The following is a 16,109-nucleotide window of genomic DNA, read 5'->3' as shown; positions in this document are numbered from 1 at the left end:
AAACGGGTTTACCCTGCACGCAGACCCTTTGATGCAAAAAAGGCGTCCCCTACAATCAGCCGCTCCATACCACCCACACGCAGCTGCGGTACTTCGCTCGCTGCGTGTTTCTTTATCCATCGATAAATGGGGTGTGGGGTCTATGTTCACAAGAAATGGGAATCCGGATGGGTGCACTTCTCAACTTCTCTCGGGCCATCGATCGGCTCAATACCTGGATTGGCCGATACGCGATCTGGCTGATCATGGGTTCCACGGTCATCAGCGCCGCCAACGCACTTGTGCGCTACACCTTCAACACCAGCTCCAACGCCTTCCTCGAGATCCAGTGGTATCTCTTTGCCTGGTCGTTCCTCATCGCGGCGGGTTTCACCTTGCTCAACCGAGAGCACGTGCGCATCGATGTCATCAACAGCCGCCTGCCCAAGAAGGCTCAGATGTGGATCGACATCCTGGGCTTTGCTTTCTTTCTCACGCCGGTGTGTCTGCTGGTGCTGTACTACGGTGTTCCGATCCTGATGGAGAAGTACGCATCGGGCGAAATGTCGGGCAATCCCGGTGGTCTGATCCGCTGGCCGGTGTGGTTGGCGATCCCGGCAGGCTTCATCCTTCTGATGCTGCAGGGCTGGTCCGAACTCATCAAGCGCGTGGCCTTCATCACCGGTCGCGGCCCCGACCCGACCATCAAGGCCGGCGAGAAGTCCGCCGAGGAAGAGCTGGCTGAGATTCTGAGTCAGCGCGAGTCCGCCAAGGACAAGCCAGTCTCCGAGTAACCGGCCAAGGAATCGACGATGGAATTCATTGCGGCGAACTTCGCTCCGATCATGTTTGCGGGGCTCATCATCTTTCTGCTGCTGGGCTTTCCAGTGGCCTTCAGCCTGGGTGCCTGCGGCCTGGCCTTCGGCATCGTCGGCATCGAGATGGGCGTGTTCCCGTCTTCGGTGCTGGCCTGGCTGCCGCAGCGCCTGATCGGCATCATGGCCAACGACACCTTGCTGGCGGTGCCTTTCTTCACGCTCATGGGCCTGATCCTGGAGCGCAGCGGCATGGCCGAGGACCTGCTCGACACCGTCGGCCAGGTCTTCGGACCGATGCGCGGCGGCCTGGCGCTGGCGGTGGTCTTTGTCGGCGCGATGCTGGCGGCCACCACGGGCGTGGTGGCCGCGTCGGTCATTTCGATGGGCCTCATTTCTCTGCCCATCATGCTGCGCTATGGCTACGACCGCCAGTTTTCCAGTGGCGTGATCGCGGCCTCGGGCACGCTGGCGCAGATCATCCCGCCCTCGCTGGTGCTCATCATCATGGCCGACCAGCTGGGCCGCAGCGTCGGTGACATGTACAAGGGGGCCTTCATCCCGGCCTTCATGCTGGTCGGCTGCTACGTGCTCTACATCACCTGCCTGGCCATCTTCAAGCCCGCCAGCGTGCCCGCGCTGCCGACCGAGGCGCGCATCTACCGCGAGGCCGACGGCAGCGGTGGTTACCAGTCGCTGCTGGTGCTGATGGTGATCTCGTTCATGGTCTCCATCGTGCTGGCGCGCTACATGCCCGAAGTCCATACGTGGTGGCTGGGCCGCGAGGTGACCTCCGTGCCCACCGACGAGAAGATCGTCGTGGCCATGGCTGGCGGTGCCTTCGTGGCGCTCGTGATGGCCCTGGCCAACAAGTACGCGAAGCTGGGCCTGCTCTCGCGCCTGGCCGAGCGGGTGACCTTCGTGCTGATCCCTCCGCTGCTGCTGATCTTCCTGGTGCTCGGCACCATCTTCCTGGGCATCGCCACCCCTACCGAGGGCGGCGCCATGGGGGCGATGGGCGCCATCATCATGGCCCTGATGCGCAAGCGGCTGGACATGAAGCTGCTCAAACAGGCCCTGGCCACGACCACCAAGCTCGGCAGCTTCGTGATGTTCATCCTGATCGGCGCCACGATCTTCGGCCTGGTGTTCCAGGCGGCCGATGGTCCGATCTGGGTGGAGCATCTGCTGGCTGACCTGCCGGGCGGCCCGGTGGGCTTCCTGATCGTGGTCAACATCCTGATCTTTTTTCTGGCCTTCTTCCTCGACTATTTCGAACTCTCGTTCATCGTGGTGCCGCTGCTCGCGCCTGTGGCCGACAAGCTGGGCATCGACCTGATCTGGTTCGGCGTGCTGCTGGCGGTGAACATGCAGACCTCGTTCATGCACCCGCCGTTCGGTTTCGCGCTGTTCTTCCTGCGCTCGGTGGCGCCCGACAAGCCCTATGTGGACCGCGTGACGAACAAGGTCATGGCTCCGGTCACCACCATGCAGATCTACAAAGGGGCGATTCCCTTCCTGATCATCCAGCTGTTCATGGTGGGCATGCTGATCGCTTTCCCCGGTCTGGTCACAGGCAACCTCGACAAGGTTGGCGACTACGACCTCAAGGAAGTGGGCGAGCAGATGAGAGAGGGTCTCGACCCCGGCTCGGAGGGCGGTTACGGCGGCGGTGCGGGTTATGGTGCGGACGAGCAGACCGCACCGTCGGAAGGCAGTGAGGAACTGTCCCCAGCGAAGCCAGACGCGGCCGGCGAAGCGAGCCCCGATGCAAAGGCCGCACCGGAAGACGATCCCATGAAGGCCATGCAGGAGGCCATTGGCCGCAAGTGATGCCTCTCCCTGGTCGGCCTGTTCCGTGACGAAGCGCGGGCTGTCGAGGGAAAACCCTCGGCGGCCTTGCCCTTGAGACACGGCAGATATCAATAGAATCAAAACACCTTTCTTCATCCCGGTGTGTGCCACGCAAGAGGCTGCGCCTTTCTTTCAAGCTTTCATCAAGCAATCCTGGAGCAATCTCAATGGATCGTCGTTCTATCGTGAAGAGTGCCGGCCTGGCCGGTGTGCTGGCCGCTGGTGTGGCACCGGCCGTGCATGCGCAAGCTGCGGTGCGCTGGCGCCTGGCTTCGAGCTTCCCGCGTTCGCTGGACACCATCTTCGGCAGTGCCGAGAAGCTGTCGCAGACCGTCAAGGCACTGTCGGGCGGCAAGTTCGAGATCTCCGTTCACCCAGCGGGCGAGTTGATGCCTGCGTTCGGCGTCGTGGACGCGCTTCAGGGCGACAACATCGACATGGCCCAGACGGCCGCCTATTACTTCACCGGCAAGGACCCTGTTTTCGCCTTCAGCTGCGCGGTGCCCTTCGGCCTGACCGCCCGGCAGAACACTGCGTGGAAGCAGCATGGCAATGGCGGCAAGCTGCTCGATGAATTCTTCGCCCAGTACAACTTCCGCACCGCCAGCGCCGGCAACACGGGCACGCAGATGGGCGGCTGGTACCGCAAGGAGATCAAGACCGCCGCCGACCTCAAGGGCCTGAAGATGCGCATGGGCGGCGGCGTGTTCGGCGAGGGCATGGCCAAGCTGGGCGTGGTGTCGCAGAACCTGCCAGCCGGTGAGGTTTACCAGGCGCTGGAAAAGGGCACGCTGGACGCGGCCGAATTTGTCGGTCCGCACGACGACGCCAAACTCGGCTTTCACAAGGTGGCTCCGTTCTACTACTACCCGGGCTGGTGGGAAGGCGGCGCCGATCTGGAGTTCTTCATCAACCTGAAGAAGTTCAACGCCCTGTCGGATGAAAACAAGGCCATCCTGAACGCCGCCATGGCCGTGGCTGCGACCGACATGACCGCCAAGTACGATGCCGTGAACCCGATCGCATTGAAGAAGCTGGTGGCCGAGAAGACCCAGCTCAAGGCGTTCCCCAAGGCGGTGATCGATGCCGGCTTCAAGGCCTGCATGGAAGTGTTCGCCGAGCACGAAGCCAAGTCGCCCACCTTCAAGAAGATCCACCAGGACATGCGCACCTTCCAGCGCGATCAGATTCTGTGGAACCGTTTCTCGGAGTTCCCGTTCAACCAGTACATGGCTGGCGTGAAGATCTGATCTTGAAAGCCGCACCTGCGGTCCGGCTCGACCGGGTCCATGGTGCATCTGGGCAGGGGCCCGCTGCGTGCAGCGGGCCTTTTCGTTCCCACTGACACTGTCTCGGTTTTTATGAAACTTGATGTCCGCATCCTGGACCCGCGTTTGGTCAGCCAGATGCCTTCCTACGCCACGCCCGGCAGTGCCGGCCTCGATCTGCGGGCCTGCCTCGACGCGCCCCTGGTGCTGGCGCCCAACGCGTGGCAACTGGTGCCGACCGGCCTGGCGATCCACCTGGCCGACCCCGGCTACGCCGCCATGATCCTGCCGCGCTCCGGCCTGGGCCACAAACACGGCATCGTGCTGGGCAACCTGGTTGGCCTGATCGACAGCGACTACCAGGGCCAGCTCATGGTGAGCGCCTGGAACCGCAGTGACGTGGCCTTCACCATCGAGCCCATGGAGCGCATTGCGCAGATGGTGATCGTGCCCGTGGTGCAGGCCGAGTTCAACGTGGTGAACGACTTCGCCACCGCGAGCGAGCGCGGTGCCGGTGGTTACGGTTCCACGGGCAGAGGATAAAAGACCGTCGTCGCGCGAGGCCGTCTGATCAAGAGGTGCCGCGGAGCCGGCTTTGCCGGGCCGCTGGCACCGCCCCTTGAGGGGGACGCGCGCAGCGCGGCGGGGGTGTTGCCTGATCAGTGGAGGGTGTGCGGGCCGGGCGGCGTGAGGCCCGGGCCCTGCAGTTCGTCGGGCGCGTCCACCTGCATGCGGAAGAAGCCGGTGCCCAGCGTGCCCTGGCCGACCTCGTTTTCCTGCGCCTCGCGCACCGCATGCACCTTCAGGCTGATGCGCAAGGCGATGCCGGCCAGGGGGTGGTTGCCGTCCAGCACCACGTGCTCGGGGTAGATGTCGCTGATGAAATACAGGCGGTCCTTGGGGGCCGAGGGGTTGCAGCCCGGGGGCAGGCCCTCGAAACCCATGCCTTCTTCGATCTCGTCGGGCAGCAGGTGGCGGGGTTCGAGGAACAGCAGGCGGTCGTCGTAGTCGCCGAAGGCGTCGGCCGGCTCCAGGTGCAGGTCGATCGTGTCGCCCGCCGAGTGGTTCAGCAGGGCTTCCTCGATCTTGGCCAACAGGTCGTTGCCGCCCACGAGGAACTCCACCGGCTCATCGAGCACGTCGAGTTCTTCGCCCAGCGTGTCCTTGAGGGTCCAGGTCAGCGCGACCACGCATTGTTGGTTGATTTTCATCCGACAATTGTCCCATGCTCCATGCTTCCCCATCCAGCCCCCCCTCTTTGTCCGCCCCCGCGCCGGACCTGCCCTGCGACCTGCTCGGCGGCCTCAGCCCGGCGCAGTTCATGCGCCGGCACTGGCAGAAAAAGCCGCTGCTGATCCGCAACGCCATCCCGGGTTTCACGCCCTTGTTGAGCCGGCAACAGCTGTTCGACATGGCGGCCGACGAGGCGGTGGAGTCGCGCCTGATCGTGCGCAAGCCCCAGGGCTGGACGCTCAGGCAAGGCCCCTTGACCCGCCAACAGCTGCCGCCGCTGCGGCAAGCCGGCTGGACCTTGCTGGTGCAGGGCGTCGACCAGCACCTGGACGCCGCGCACGAGTTGCTCCAGCGCTTCCGTTTCGTGCCCGATGCGCGCCTGGACGATCTGATGATCTCCTGGGCCAGCGACGCCGGCGGCGTGGGCCCGCACTTCGACAGCTACGACGTGTTCCTGCTGCAGGCCACCGGGCAGCGGCGCTGGCGCATCGGCCGGCAGAAGGATTTGTCTCTGCAGCCCGACGTGCCGCTCAAGATCCTCAGCCATTTCGAGCCCGAGGAAGAGCATGTGCTCAACCCGGGCGACATGCTGTACCTGCCGCCGCGCTGGGCGCACGACGGGGATGCGGTGGGCGGGGACTGCAGCACCTACTCCATCGGTTTTCGCGCGCCGCAGCGCGGCGGCCTGGCGGGTGAACTGCTGCAGCGCATGGCCGATGAGCTGGACGACGACACCCTCTTTCGTGACCCGGGGCAGCCCGCCACCGCGACCCCGGCGGCCATGCCCGCCGCGCTCGAAGCCTTCGCGGTGGACGCTTTGCAGCGCCTGCTGGCGGAACGCCAGTCGCTGGCCTGCGCGCTGGGCGAGGTCATGACCGAGCCCAAGCCGCGCATCTGGTTCGACGAACCCGAGGGGGACTGGGCGCCGGGTGCCTTGCGGCTGGACCGGCGCACGCGCATGATGTACGACGAACGCCACATCTTCATCAACGGCGAGAGTTTTCGTGCCGGTGGTGCCGATGCCCGACTCATGCGCGCGCTGGCCGACCAGCGCGCGCTGGACCAGCGGCAGGTGGTCCGCGCGAGCGAAGGTGCGCAAGCCCTGCTGCAGGACTGGTTCGACGCCGGCTGGCTGCACCGCATCGAACCCGCTTGAGGCGCTGTGGGCGCCTCGTCAGGAGACCCGCATGACCGATCCCCTGGATGCTTCGATCGCCGCGCTGCCCGAAGGCCGACTCTCCGGCCGCGTGGCCTTCATCGACCTGATCCGGCAGGCCTTCGCCACGGCGGCGCAGGAGGGCTGGCCGCGCATGGTCCTGTGCGACGCGGACTTCGCCGACTGGCCGCTGGGCGAACGCGATGTGGTGGCTTCGCTCAATGCGTGGTCGCAACGCGGCCGTTCGCTGCACCTGCTGGCGCGCGACTACAGCGTGTTGCGGCAGATGCACCCACGTTTCGTGCAGTGGCGCAGCACCTGGGGGCACCTGGTGGAGGCGCAGGCCTGTGCCAGTGCCTCGGTGGGCGAACTGCCCAGCGTGTTGTGGTCACCGGCCTGGACGCTGCAGCGGCTGGACCCCCTGCGATGCACCATGGTGGTGAGCCGCAGCGCGGAGCGCCGCGTGGCCCTGCAGGAGCAGCTGCAGGAGTGGGCGCTCAAGAGCACGCCCGCTTTCCCGGCGTCCACACTGGGGCTGTGAGCAAAGGTAAAAACAACCCCTCTCGCTTCTTGCACCAGGACGGGGCGGTATCATCCGCGCGGCAGGGGAGGGTTGTCACGTCAACCCACTCCGCTGGATGGCCTCCCGTCACACAACACCCAGGGTGCGTGGAACCTTTCCGAACCGGTCGTTCGACCGCCTGTCTTTCTCATCCATTGGAACTGTCATCATGAAAAAAACCATCCTGCTCGCCAGCCTGTTGGCCGCCATCGCCTTGACCGCCTGCGGCAAGAAGGAAGAGGCACCGGTCGCCGCACCGGCACCGGCCGCTGAACCCGCTCCGGCCGCTGCTGCGCCTTCCATGGCCGGCGCTGCCGAATCCGCCAAGGAAGCCGGCGCTTCCGCCGTCGATGCCGCCAAGGAAGCCACCGCTGCCACCGTGGACGCTGCGAAGGAAGCCGGTGCCGCCACCGCCGACGCCGCCAAGGCCGCAGGCGCTGCCACCGCGGACGCCGCCAAGGAAGTGGCCGACAAGGCCAAGGAAGCCGCCGCCGATGCCAAGGCCGCTGTGAAGTGACCCAGCCCTGAGGGGCAGGCCCGCGCTGCGGGCCGGTCAAAGAAAAAGCCGCCCTCGGGCGGCTTTTTTTCTTGGTGCGTGGCGTTCTTACTTGAGGTCTTCGGCCAGCAGTTTGGCAATGCGCTGCGCGGACGCCGAGCTGTCCGGCCGACCCTGGCTGTCGAGCACCGCGACGGTGGTCTGGTTCTCGACGCTCTTGACCGACACGCGGAAGCGCTCGGTCGAGGCCTCGGTCTTCGAAGCGCCGAACATCTTGGCGAAGAAACCTGGCTCCTTGGCGTTGACCACAGGTTCGACATAGCGCACGAAGTAGAGGCCCTGGCTGCGGTCGCGGTCTTCCACGGTGAAGCCCGTGCGATCGAGCGACAGGCCGACACGGCGCCACGCGCGGTCGAAGTTGTCGTCGAACTGCACCACGGGCGCGTTGTTCACCATGGCGACACGCGCCGCGGCCTGCACCGGCGCGCTGGCGGTCACGGCCCGAGATTGCGCCTCGCTCACGCCGAGCTTGACCATCAGGCGGCGCAGGAACTCGGTTTCCAGTTCCACGTCGGCCGGGCGCGGCTGCCACACGGTCTGGTCTTTTTCCTTGGTGGAATAGACCTCCACCATGCCGCGGTGGCTGATGTAGATCTCGGTGCCGCCGTTGGCGGTGCGTTCGAAGCGGGTGCGGAAACGGTCGCGTTCGCCGGTGGAGTAGAGGTTCTCGAACACCTTGCCGATGGTTGAGCGGATGAAGTCCTGCGGCAGCTTGGCGCGGTTCTCGGCCCAATCGGTTTCCATGATGCCCAGGCCTTCCTGGTCGATGTCGAGCAGGAAACCGTTTTCCTGCCAGAAATCGCGCACCGGGCTCCAGAGCTTGTCGGCCGGGCGGCTCACCACGAGCCAGCGCTGGTTGCCCGCGCGCTCGATGCGCACGTCGCCCACGCTCACGGCGGCGGTGCTGGCGGCCGTGGCCTGCGCGGGTTGGGCGGTTTCATAGCCGCTGGCAGTGACCACCGAGCCGGGCACGTTGTAGCGCGAATCCCGGGTGAGCTGGCTCAGGTCGGGCGGCACGTCCAGGGTGCTGCCGCGCTTGGCGCTCTTGTAGTCGATCTTGTCTTCCTGCAGCATCGAGCAGCCCGAGACCACGAGGGCGGCGGCGGCCAGGAGGCCCAGGCGGGTCAGGATGCGCGGGGTCGAGGACAGGGTTCGGTTGGACATGAATGGGGCTCGGTAGGAACGAAAGGGGTCAGGAAATGAGGCCGGCCTGCTTCAGCGCGCCTTCGACCACGGGCGCCAGGGAGCGCGTCATGGGGGTCATCGGCAGGCGCATGGCTTCGTTGCACAGGCCCATGCGGGCCATGGCCCACTTGAGCGGGATCGGGTTGGCTTCCACGAACAGGTTCTTGTGCACCGGCATGAGCTGGAGCTGGATCGCCATGGCGCGCTTGACGTCGCCCGCGATCGCGGCCACGCACAACTCGTGCATCAGGCGCGGGGCGATGTTGGCGGTGACGCTGATGTTGCCCTGGCCACCACACAGCATGAGGGCCACGGCGGTCGGGTCGTCGCCCGAGTAGATCGAGAAACCCTTGGGCACGTCGCGGATCAGCCACTGCGCGCGCTCGATGTTGCCGGTGGCTTCCTTGATGCCGACGATGCCGGGCACCTGCGCCAGGCGCAGCACGGTGTCGTGCGCCATGTCGGCCACGGTGCGGCCGGGCACGTTGTAGAGCACGGTGGGCAGGTCGCCCACGGCTTCGGCGATCGCCTTGAAATGCTGGTACTGGCCCTCTTGCGTGGGCTTGTTGTAGTAGGGCACGACCTGCAGCTGGCAGTCGGCGCCCACGCTCTGGGCGAAGCGCGCGAGCTCGATGGCCTCGGCGGTGGAGTTGGCGCCGCAGCCGGCCATGATGGGCACGCGCTTGGCGCCGTGCGTCTTGGCCTGCTCGACCGAGACGCGGATGATCTCGCAGTGTTCCTCGACGTTGACCGTGGGCGATTCGCCCGTGGTGCCGACCACGCCGATGCAGTCCGTGCCCTCGGTGATGTGCCAGTCGATCAGTTTGCGCAGCGTGGGGTAGTCGACGCTGCCGTCTTCATGCATGGGCGTGACCAGGGCCACGATGCTGCCGGTGATGGGGTTCATAGGCTAAAGGCTCAAATGGAGGCGTCCACCCTGCATCGCCCCGGTGGGGCGGGCAGCGCGCGCGAATCTTGCATTCTACCCAGTGGCATCCAGCGGATACCTGGGGGGCGGCACGGGGGTCCCGGGCCGTTTTCGCACCGCCGCCAGGCGCTGGACAAAGCGCTCGGGGCGGTCGCAGAAACCATCTTCATAGGCCACCACGTGCAGACCCTGGCTGGCCTGCAAAAGTTCGCCCGGTTGCAGCAGAAAGTCGGGCCGCGAGGGCTTGCCCACGCTCTCGTTGCCGGCCGCGAAGGTCTCGTACAGCAGCAGGCCGCCTTCGGCCACGCTGTCCACGATGCGGGGCAGCAGGGCGCGCCAGAGGTAGTTGGTGACGACCACCGCGTCGAAACGCTCGCCGTCGAACGGCCAGGGCCCGTTCTCGATGTCGGCCAGCACGGCGCGGCCCAGGGGCTGCACGGCGGCGATGGCCTCGGGCGAGCGGTCCACGCCGGTGACGGGGTGGCCCCGCTGGGCGAACCAGCGCAGGTGGCGACCCTGGCCGCAGGCCACGTCGAGCACCGAACCGCCGGTGGGCACCAGGTGCGACCAGCGCCGCACCCACGCCGAAGGCGCCTCGGAGCCATGCATCAGAAGCAGCTCCAGATCTGGTCGGCCAGGTTCACAAGGAACTCGGGCCGGTGGTAGAGCGCGAACGTCGCCAGCAGGGCCGCGCCAGCCGCGGCCCAGGCCAGGGCGCGCACGGCCACAGGCTTCACGCCGCGGCTCCCACGCGCTGCGGGGCGCGCGCGATCGGGCCTTCGCGCACCGGCAGGTTCACCAGCCCGGCGAACACGCCCAGCGCGATCGCGAGGTACCAGACGATGTCGTAGCTGCCGGTCCTGTCGTACAGCACGCCGCCCAGCCACACGCCCAGGAAGCTGCCGATCTGATGGCTGAAGAAGATGAAGCCGCCCAGCATGGACATGTGGGCCACACCGAAGATCTGCGCCACCACCGCGTTGGTGGGCGGAATGGTGGAGAGCCAGAGCAGGCCCATGACGGCGGAGAACACGTAGACGCTCATGGGCGAGAGCGGCGCGATCAGGAACACGGCGATCACCGCGGCGCGCGCGAAGTAGATGAAGGCCAGGATGTGGCGCTTGGCCAGGCGCTGGCCCAGCGCGCCAGCGGCATAGGTGCCGATCACGTTGAACAGGCCGATCAGCGCCAGCGCGTAGCTCGCCACCTGGGGCGACAGGCCGTGGTCCTTGAGGTAGCTGGGCATGTGCACGCCGATGAACACCACCTGGAAACCGCAGACGAAATAGCCGGCCATCAGCAGCTGGAAGCTGCGGTAGCGGAAGGCCTCGCGCAAGGCCTGGCCAATGGTCTGTTCGCGGTGCACCGGTGCGCCGCCCGCGAAGCCCGGTTCGCGCAGGCCCAGGGCCAGCGGCATCACCAGCAGCACGGCGCCCGCGAGGAACAGCAGGGCCTGTTGCCAGCCGAAGCTGCTGATCAGCCAGCCTTCCACCGGCACCATCAGGAACTGGCCGAACGACCCGGCCGCGGCGGCCACGCCCATGGCCCAGGAGCGCTTCTCGGCCGGAATCTGCCGGCCGATCACGCCGTAGATCACCGCGTACGTGGTGCCGGCCTGGGCCGCGCCGATCAGCACGCCGGTGGTGAGCGCGAAACCCAGAGAGGAGGTGCTCAGCGCCATCCCGGCCAGACCCAGGGCATAGGCCACCGCACCGCCGATCAGCACGCGGAAGGCGCCGAAACGGTCGGCGGCCATGCCGGCGAAGATGCCGAAGATCCCCCAGGACAGGTTCTGGATCGCCAGGGCGAACGAGAACGTCTCGCGGGACCAGCCCTGCGCCTGGGTGATGGGCTGCAGCCACAGGCCGAAGCCGTGGCGGATGCCCATGGACAGGGTGACGATCAGGGCGCCGCAGGCCAGCACCTGCAGGGCAGAGAGGCGGGGCGGGGTCGGGAGGGTGGGGGTCGAGGGCATTCGGGAACTGTAGCGAAGATGGATGGGCCTTGCCTGTCACGGGCATGCCGCGAAGGCTTGATATTTTCCCGCGCCACTGATGAATCGCGCGCATCGCTGGTCGGCCTGAAGCCGAAAGTCTGTATTTGCATACAGTCTTCGGGGCATACAATCCGCCCCCATGGCGACCCAAACACCCAACGAATACTCCGAAGGCTCGATCCGCGTCCTCAAGGGGCTGGAACCGGTCAAGCAGCGGCCGGGCATGTACACCCGCACCGACAACCCGCTGCACATCATCCAGGAAGTGCTGGATAACGCGGCCGACGAGGCCCTGGCCGGGCACGGCAAGAAGATCAAGGTCACGCTGCACGCCGATCATTCGGTCAGCGTGGAAGACGACGGCCGGGGCATCCCGTTCGGCCTGCACCCCGAAGAAAAGGCCCCGGTGGTCGAACTCGTGTTCACCCGCCTGCACGCGGGCGGCAAGTTCGACAAGGGCAAGGGCGGCGCCTACAGCTTCTCCGGCGGCCTGCACGGCGTGGGCGTGAGCGTGACCAACGCGCTCTCCACCCGGCTGGAAGTGACCAGTTTCCGCGAGGGCCAGGTGGCCAAACTGGCGTTCTCCGCTGGCGACGTGATCGAACCGCTGGTGATCTCGCCCAAGGGCGCAGACGACCGCAAGCAGGGCACCACGGTGCGCGCCTGGCCCGACGCCAAGTACTTCGAAGCCGCCACCCTGCCCATGGCCGAGCTCACCCACCTGCTGCGCAGCAAGGCGGTGCTGATGCCGGGCGTGAGCGTGACGCTGGTGAACGAAAAGACCAAGGACACCCAGACCTGGCTCTACAAGGGCGGCCTGCGCGACTACCTGCAGCAGACGCTCACCGGCGAGCCGGTCATTCCCCTGTTCGAAGGCGAAGGTTTTGCCGACAGCGGGCACGACAGCTTCGCCGAAGGCGAGGGCGCGGCCTGGTGCGTGGCCTTCACCGAAGACGGCCAGCCGGTGCGCGAGAGCTACGTGAACCTGATCCCCACCAGCGCCGGCGGCACGCACGAAAGCGGCCTGCGCGACGGCCTGTTCCAGGCGGTCAAGGGCTTCATCGAACTGCACGCGCTGCTGCCCAAGGGCGTGAAGCTGCTGCCCGAAGACGTGTTCGCGCGCGCCAGCTATGTGCTCTCGGCCAAGGTGCTCGACCCCCAGTTCCAGGGCCAGATCAAGGAGCGCCTGAACTCGCGCGACGCCGTGCGCCTGGTCGGCAGCTTCGTGCGCCCCGCGCTCGAACTCTGGCTCAACCAGCACGTGGACTACGGCAAGAAGCTCGCCGAGCTGGCCATCAAGGCCGCGCAGTCGCGGCAGAAGGCCGGCCAGAAGGTCGAAAAACGCAAGGGTTCGGGCGTGGCCGTGCTGCCCGGCAAGCTCACCGACTGCGAGAGCAAGGACCTCGCGCACAACGAGGTGTTCCTGGTCGAGGGCGACTCGGCCGGCGGCAGCGCCAAGATGGGCCGCGACAAGGAAAGTCAGGCCGTGCTGCCGCTGCGCGGCAAGGTGCTCAACACCTGGGAGGTCGAGCGCGACCGCCTGTTCGCCAACACCGAAATCCACGACATCGCGGTCGCCATCGGCGTGGACCCGCACGGCCCGAACGACACGCCCGACCTCAGCGGCCTGCGCTACGGCAAGGTCTGCATCCTGTCCGACGCCGACGTCGACGGCTCGCACATCCAGGTGCTGCTGCTCACGCTGTTCTTCCGCCACTTCCCCAAACTCATCGAGGCCGGCCACGTGTACGTGGCGCGCCCGCCGCTGTTCCGCGTGGACATCCCCGCGCGCGGCAAGAAGCCGGCGGCCAAGCAGTACGCGCTGGACGAAGGCGAGCTGCACGCCATCCTCGACAAGACCGCCAAGGACGGCGTGGCGCCCGAGAAGTGCCAGATCAGCCGCTTCAAAGGCCTGGGCGAAATGAGCGCCGAGCAGCTGTGGGACACCACCCTCAACCCCGATACGCGCCGCCTCATGCCGGTCGTGCTCGGCGCGATCGACTTCGCCGGCACCGAAGCGCTCATCACCAAGCTCATGGGCAAGGGCGAAGCCGCCTCGCGCCGCGAGCTGATGGAGTTGCATGGCGACTCGGTCGAAATCGATATCTAGTTGAACTCCCCCCGCGCCGCTTCGCGTCACCCATCAGGGGCGACACTGGCAGACCGGCAGAGCCGGATCTGCGGTGTCCTTGACCGAATCGCCGCCTTGAACGAAGAACTGATTTGCCATGACTGAAACTCCTGAACTGCCGCTGTCCGCGCCGGACGACGACGGCATGAACCTCGCGAACTACGCGCAGCGCGCCTACCTCGAATACGCGCTTTCGGTCGTGAAAGGCCGCGCCCTGCCCGACGTGTGCGACGGCCAGAAACCGGTGCAGCGCCGCATTCTCTACAGCATGGACCGCATGGGGCTGGGCTTCAGCGGGCCCAACCGCAACACGGCCGCGCGCCCGGTGAAAAGCGCGCGCGTGGTCGGCGACGTGCTGGGCCGCTTCCACCCGCACGGCGACCAGGCCGCCTACGACGCGCTGGTGCGCATGGCGCAGGACTTCGCGCAGCGCTATCCGCTGATCGACGGCCAGGGCAACTTCGGCTCGCGCGACGGCGACGGTGCCGCGGCCATGCGTTACACCGAAGCGCGCCTGGCGAAGATCACCACCCTGCTGCTCGACGAGATCGACGAGGGCACGGTGGACTTCGTGCCCAACTACGACGGCTCCACCGTCGAGCCCAAGCAGCTGCCCGCGCGCCTGCCGTTCAACCTGCTCAACGGCGCCAGCGGCATCGCCGTGGGCCTGGCCACCGAGATCCCCAGCCACAACCTGCGCGAGGTGGCCGACGCCTGCGTGGCGCTGGTGAAGAACCCCAAGCTGGCCGACGACGAGCTGTTCGCGCTGCTGCCCGGGCCTGACTACCCCGGTGGCGGCCAGATCATCAGCCCGGCCGGCGACATCGCCGATGCCTACCGCACCGGCCGCGGCAGCCTCAAGGTGCGCGCGCGCTGGAAGATCGAAGACCTCGCGCGCGGTCAGTGGCAGCTCGTGGTGACCGAGCTGCCGCCGGGCGTGAGCACGCAGCGCGTGCTCGAAGAGATCGAGGAGCTCACCAACCCCAAGGTGAAGGCCGGCAAGAAGGCGCTGACGCAGGAACAGACGCAGCTCAAGGCCAGCATCCTCATGGTGCTCGACGGCGTGCGCGACGAGTCGAGCAAGGACGCGCCCGTGCGCCTGCTGTTCGAGCCCAAGAGCAGCCGCATCGAGCAGCAGGAACTCATCACCGCGCTGCTGGCCCACACCAGCCTGGAAACCTCGGCGCCGATCAACCTCACCATGGTCGGGCTCGACGGCCGGCCGACGCAGAAGTCGCTGCGGCAGATGCTCACCGAGTGGATCGAATTCCGCCAGGGCACCATCACCCGGCGCTCGCAGCACCGCCTCACCAAGGTGCTGGACCGCATCCACATCCTCGAAGGTCGGCAGCTGGTGCTGCTCAACATCGACGAGGTGATCCGCATCATCCGCCACAGCGACGAGCCCAAGGCCGCGCTGATCGAGCGCTTCAAGCTCAGCGACCGCCAGGCCGAGGACATCCTGGAAATCCGGCTGCGCCAGCTGGCGCGGCTCGAAGCCATCAAGATCGAGCAGGAACTCAAGGAGCTGCGCGAAGAGCAGGGCAAGCTCGAAGACATTCTGGGCAACCCCGGCAGCCTCAAGCGCCTGATGATCAAGGAGATCGAGGCCGACGCCAAGACCTTCGCCGACGAGCGCCGCACGCTGATCCAGGCCGAGAAGAAGGCCGTGGCCGAGATCAAGGTGGTGGACGAGCCGGTGACGGTGGTGATCTCCAGCAAGGGCTGGGTGCGAGCGCGCACCGGCCACGGCCACGAGGCCGGCAGCTTCGCGTTCAAGGCCGGCGACGGCCTGTACGGCACCTTCGAGTGCCGCACGGTGGACACGCTCATCACCTTCGGCAGCAACGGGCGCGTGTACTCGGTGCCCGTGGCCAGCCTGCCGGGCGCGCGCGGCGACGGCCAGCCCATCACCACGCTGATCGAACTCGAAAGCGGCACGCAACCGCTGCACTACTTCGCCGGCCCGGCCAATGCGGCGCTGCTGCTCAGCAGCAGTGGCGGCTATGGTTTCCTGGCCACGGTGGAGAACATGGTGTCGCGCCAGCGCGGCGGCAAGACCTTCCTCAACCTCGGCGAAGGCGAAACGCCGTGCGCGCCGTCGCACGCGGCTTTCGCCTCCGGCGGCGTGCCGCTGGTGCCGGCCACGCACGTGTGCTGCGCCTCCACCGGCGGGCGCATCCTCACCTTCGAGATCGGCGAACTCAAGCTGATGGAGAAGGGCGGTCGCGGCCTGATGCTGATCGACCTCGAAGCCAAGGACACCCTGGCCGGCGCCGCCGCCTACACCCGCAGCGTGAAGATCGAAGGCATCGGGCGCGGCGGCAAGGAGCGCGAGGAAACGCTGGAGATCCGCAGCCTCAACAACGCGCGCGCCGCGCGGGCCCGCAAGGGCAAGGCGGCCGACCTGGGCTTCAAGCCCAGCCGCATCACGCGGGTGGAGTAA

15 protein-coding genes are annotated in these 16,109 nt (G+C 66.8%); 9 read left to right on the top strand and 6 right to left on the bottom strand.

From position 1 onward, the window contains the following. Positions 1–167: 167 nt before the first annotated feature. The 4 genes from ABSY19_RS04790 to dut all read left to right on the top strand — a co-directional run bounded on the left by ABSY19_RS04790 (position 168) and on the right by dut (position 4,459). Positions 168–773, top strand: coding sequence for a TRAP transporter small permease subunit (locus ABSY19_RS04790; RefSeq protein ID WP_382159591.1), 606 nt, complete (start codon positions 168–170; stop codon positions 771–773). Between the two features lie 18 nt (positions 774–791). Next, positions 792–2,627 carry a TRAP transporter large permease subunit gene (locus ABSY19_RS04785; RefSeq protein WP_382159588.1) on the top strand — a complete coding sequence of 612 codons (1,836 nt, stop codon included), beginning with the start codon at positions 792–794 and terminating at the stop codon, positions 2,625–2,627. A gap of 188 nt (positions 2,628–2,815) precedes the next feature. Continuing rightward, positions 2,816–3,898 (top strand): TRAP transporter substrate-binding protein DctP, encoded by a 1,083-nt coding sequence (locus tag ABSY19_RS04780; RefSeq protein WP_291111820.1) that lies wholly within the window; start codon positions 2,816–2,818, stop codon positions 3,896–3,898. A gap of 111 nt (positions 3,899–4,009) precedes the next feature. Beyond that, complete coding sequence (gene dut / locus ABSY19_RS04775) at positions 4,010–4,459, top strand: dUTP diphosphatase (RefSeq protein WP_382159586.1); 450 nt, start codon at positions 4,010–4,012, stop codon at positions 4,457–4,459. Positions 4,460–4,575: 116 nt separating this feature from the next. Here dut and ABSY19_RS04770 read toward each other — a convergent pair whose 3' ends face one another. Continuing rightward, positions 4,576–5,127: a peptidylprolyl isomerase gene (locus ABSY19_RS04770; RefSeq protein ID WP_382159583.1), complete on the bottom strand. Its 552-nt coding sequence runs from the start codon at positions 5,125–5,127 to the stop codon at positions 4,576–4,578. Between the two features lie 14 nt (positions 5,128–5,141). On the opposite strand from ABSY19_RS04770, the gene ABSY19_RS04765 reads away from it, so the two are divergent. The 3 genes from ABSY19_RS04765 to ABSY19_RS04755 all read left to right on the top strand — a co-directional run bounded on the left by ABSY19_RS04765 (position 5,142) and on the right by ABSY19_RS04755 (position 7,384). Beyond that, complete coding sequence (locus ABSY19_RS04765; protein ID WP_382159579.1) at positions 5,142–6,305, top strand: JmjC domain-containing protein; 1,164 nt, start codon at positions 5,142–5,144, stop codon at positions 6,303–6,305. Between the two features lie 31 nt (positions 6,306–6,336). Next, positions 6,337–6,846 carry a hypothetical protein gene (locus ABSY19_RS04760; RefSeq protein ID WP_382159576.1) on the top strand — a complete coding sequence of 170 codons (510 nt, stop codon included), beginning with the start codon at positions 6,337–6,339 and terminating at the stop codon, positions 6,844–6,846. A 190-nt stretch (positions 6,847–7,036) separates the two neighbouring features. Further along, complete coding sequence (locus ABSY19_RS04755; RefSeq protein ID WP_382159573.1) at positions 7,037–7,384, top strand: hypothetical protein; 348 nt, start codon at positions 7,037–7,039, stop codon at positions 7,382–7,384. A gap of 87 nt (positions 7,385–7,471) precedes the next feature. Here the strand turns inward: ABSY19_RS04755 and bamC are convergent, their stop codons facing one another. The 5 genes from bamC to ABSY19_RS04730 form a co-directional block, all read right to left on the bottom strand. Further along, positions 7,472–8,587, bottom strand: a complete 1,116-nt coding sequence (gene bamC, locus ABSY19_RS04750; RefSeq protein ID WP_291111808.1) for an outer membrane protein assembly factor BamC — start codon at positions 8,585–8,587, stop codon at positions 7,472–7,474. Between the two features lie 28 nt (positions 8,588–8,615). Beyond that, the gene (gene dapA / locus ABSY19_RS04745; RefSeq protein ID WP_382159570.1) at positions 8,616–9,515 is read right to left on the bottom strand and encodes a 4-hydroxy-tetrahydrodipicolinate synthase; all 900 of its coding nucleotides are present in this window, start codon (positions 9,513–9,515) and stop codon (positions 8,616–8,618) included. A 75-nt stretch (positions 9,516–9,590) separates the two neighbouring features. Further along, positions 9,591–10,145 (bottom strand): class I SAM-dependent methyltransferase, encoded by a 555-nt coding sequence (locus ABSY19_RS04740; RefSeq protein ID WP_382159567.1) that lies wholly within the window; start codon positions 10,143–10,145, stop codon positions 9,591–9,593. Next, a complete protein-coding gene (locus tag ABSY19_RS04735; RefSeq protein WP_382159564.1) occupies positions 10,145–10,273 on the bottom strand; it encodes a hypothetical protein in 129 nt (42 codons plus the stop codon). The genes ABSY19_RS04740 and ABSY19_RS04735 overlap by 1 nt, the downstream gene beginning before the upstream one ends. Further along, complete coding sequence (locus ABSY19_RS04730) at positions 10,270–11,511, bottom strand: MFS transporter (protein ID WP_382159561.1); 1,242 nt, start codon at positions 11,509–11,511, stop codon at positions 10,270–10,272. Before ABSY19_RS04730 ends, ABSY19_RS04735 begins: the two co-directional genes overlap by 4 nt. 160 nt (positions 11,512–11,671) lie before the next feature. Between ABSY19_RS04730 and ABSY19_RS04725 the strand changes: the two genes are divergently transcribed. Further along, on the top strand, positions 11,672–13,642 hold the full coding sequence (locus tag ABSY19_RS04725; RefSeq protein WP_382159558.1) for a DNA topoisomerase IV subunit B: 1,971 nt from the start codon (positions 11,672–11,674) through the stop codon (positions 13,640–13,642). Between the two features lie 118 nt (positions 13,643–13,760). Beyond that, a complete protein-coding gene (gene parC / locus ABSY19_RS04720; RefSeq protein WP_382159555.1) occupies positions 13,761–16,109 on the top strand; it encodes a DNA topoisomerase IV subunit A in 2,349 nt (782 codons plus the stop codon).

Source organism: Hydrogenophaga sp. ANAO-22, assembly GCF_042466645.1.
Taxonomy (GTDB): domain Bacteria; phylum Pseudomonadota; class Gammaproteobacteria; order Burkholderiales; family Burkholderiaceae_C; genus Hydrogenophaga.
This window is presented reverse-complemented; position numbering and strand designations above follow the sequence as displayed.

Coding starts and splice junctions, on each gene's coding strand:
- ABSY19_RS04770 (WP_382159583.1), bottom strand. CDS start 5,127: ATGAAAATCAACCAACAATGCGTGGTCGCGCTGACCTGGACCCTCAAG.
- ABSY19_RS04790 (WP_382159591.1), top strand. CDS start 168: ATGGGTGCACTTCTCAACTTCTCTCGGGCCATCGATCGGCTCAATACC.
- ABSY19_RS04730 (WP_382159561.1), bottom strand. CDS start 11,511: ATGCCCTCGACCCCCACCCTCCCGACCCCGCCCCGCCTCTCTGCCCTG.
- parC (WP_382159555.1), top strand. CDS start 13,761: ATGACTGAAACTCCTGAACTGCCGCTGTCCGCGCCGGACGACGACGGC.
- ABSY19_RS04780 (WP_291111820.1), top strand. CDS start 2,816: ATGGATCGTCGTTCTATCGTGAAGAGTGCCGGCCTGGCCGGTGTGCTG.
- ABSY19_RS04740 (WP_382159567.1), bottom strand. CDS start 10,145: ATGCATGGCTCCGAGGCGCCTTCGGCGTGGGTGCGGCGCTGGTCGCAC.
- ABSY19_RS04725 (WP_382159558.1), top strand. CDS start 11,672: ATGGCGACCCAAACACCCAACGAATACTCCGAAGGCTCGATCCGCGTC.
- bamC (WP_291111808.1), bottom strand. CDS start 8,587: ATGTCCAACCGAACCCTGTCCTCGACCCCGCGCATCCTGACCCGCCTG.
- ABSY19_RS04785 (WP_382159588.1), top strand. CDS start 792: ATGGAATTCATTGCGGCGAACTTCGCTCCGATCATGTTTGCGGGGCTC.
- dut (WP_382159586.1), top strand. CDS start 4,010: ATGAAACTTGATGTCCGCATCCTGGACCCGCGTTTGGTCAGCCAGATG.
- ABSY19_RS04765 (WP_382159579.1), top strand. CDS start 5,142: ATGCTCCATGCTTCCCCATCCAGCCCCCCCTCTTTGTCCGCCCCCGCG.
- ABSY19_RS04755 (WP_382159573.1), top strand. CDS start 7,037: ATGAAAAAAACCATCCTGCTCGCCAGCCTGTTGGCCGCCATCGCCTTG.
- dapA (WP_382159570.1), bottom strand. CDS start 9,515: ATGAACCCCATCACCGGCAGCATCGTGGCCCTGGTCACGCCCATGCAT.
- ABSY19_RS04760 (WP_382159576.1), top strand. CDS start 6,337: ATGACCGATCCCCTGGATGCTTCGATCGCCGCGCTGCCCGAAGGCCGA.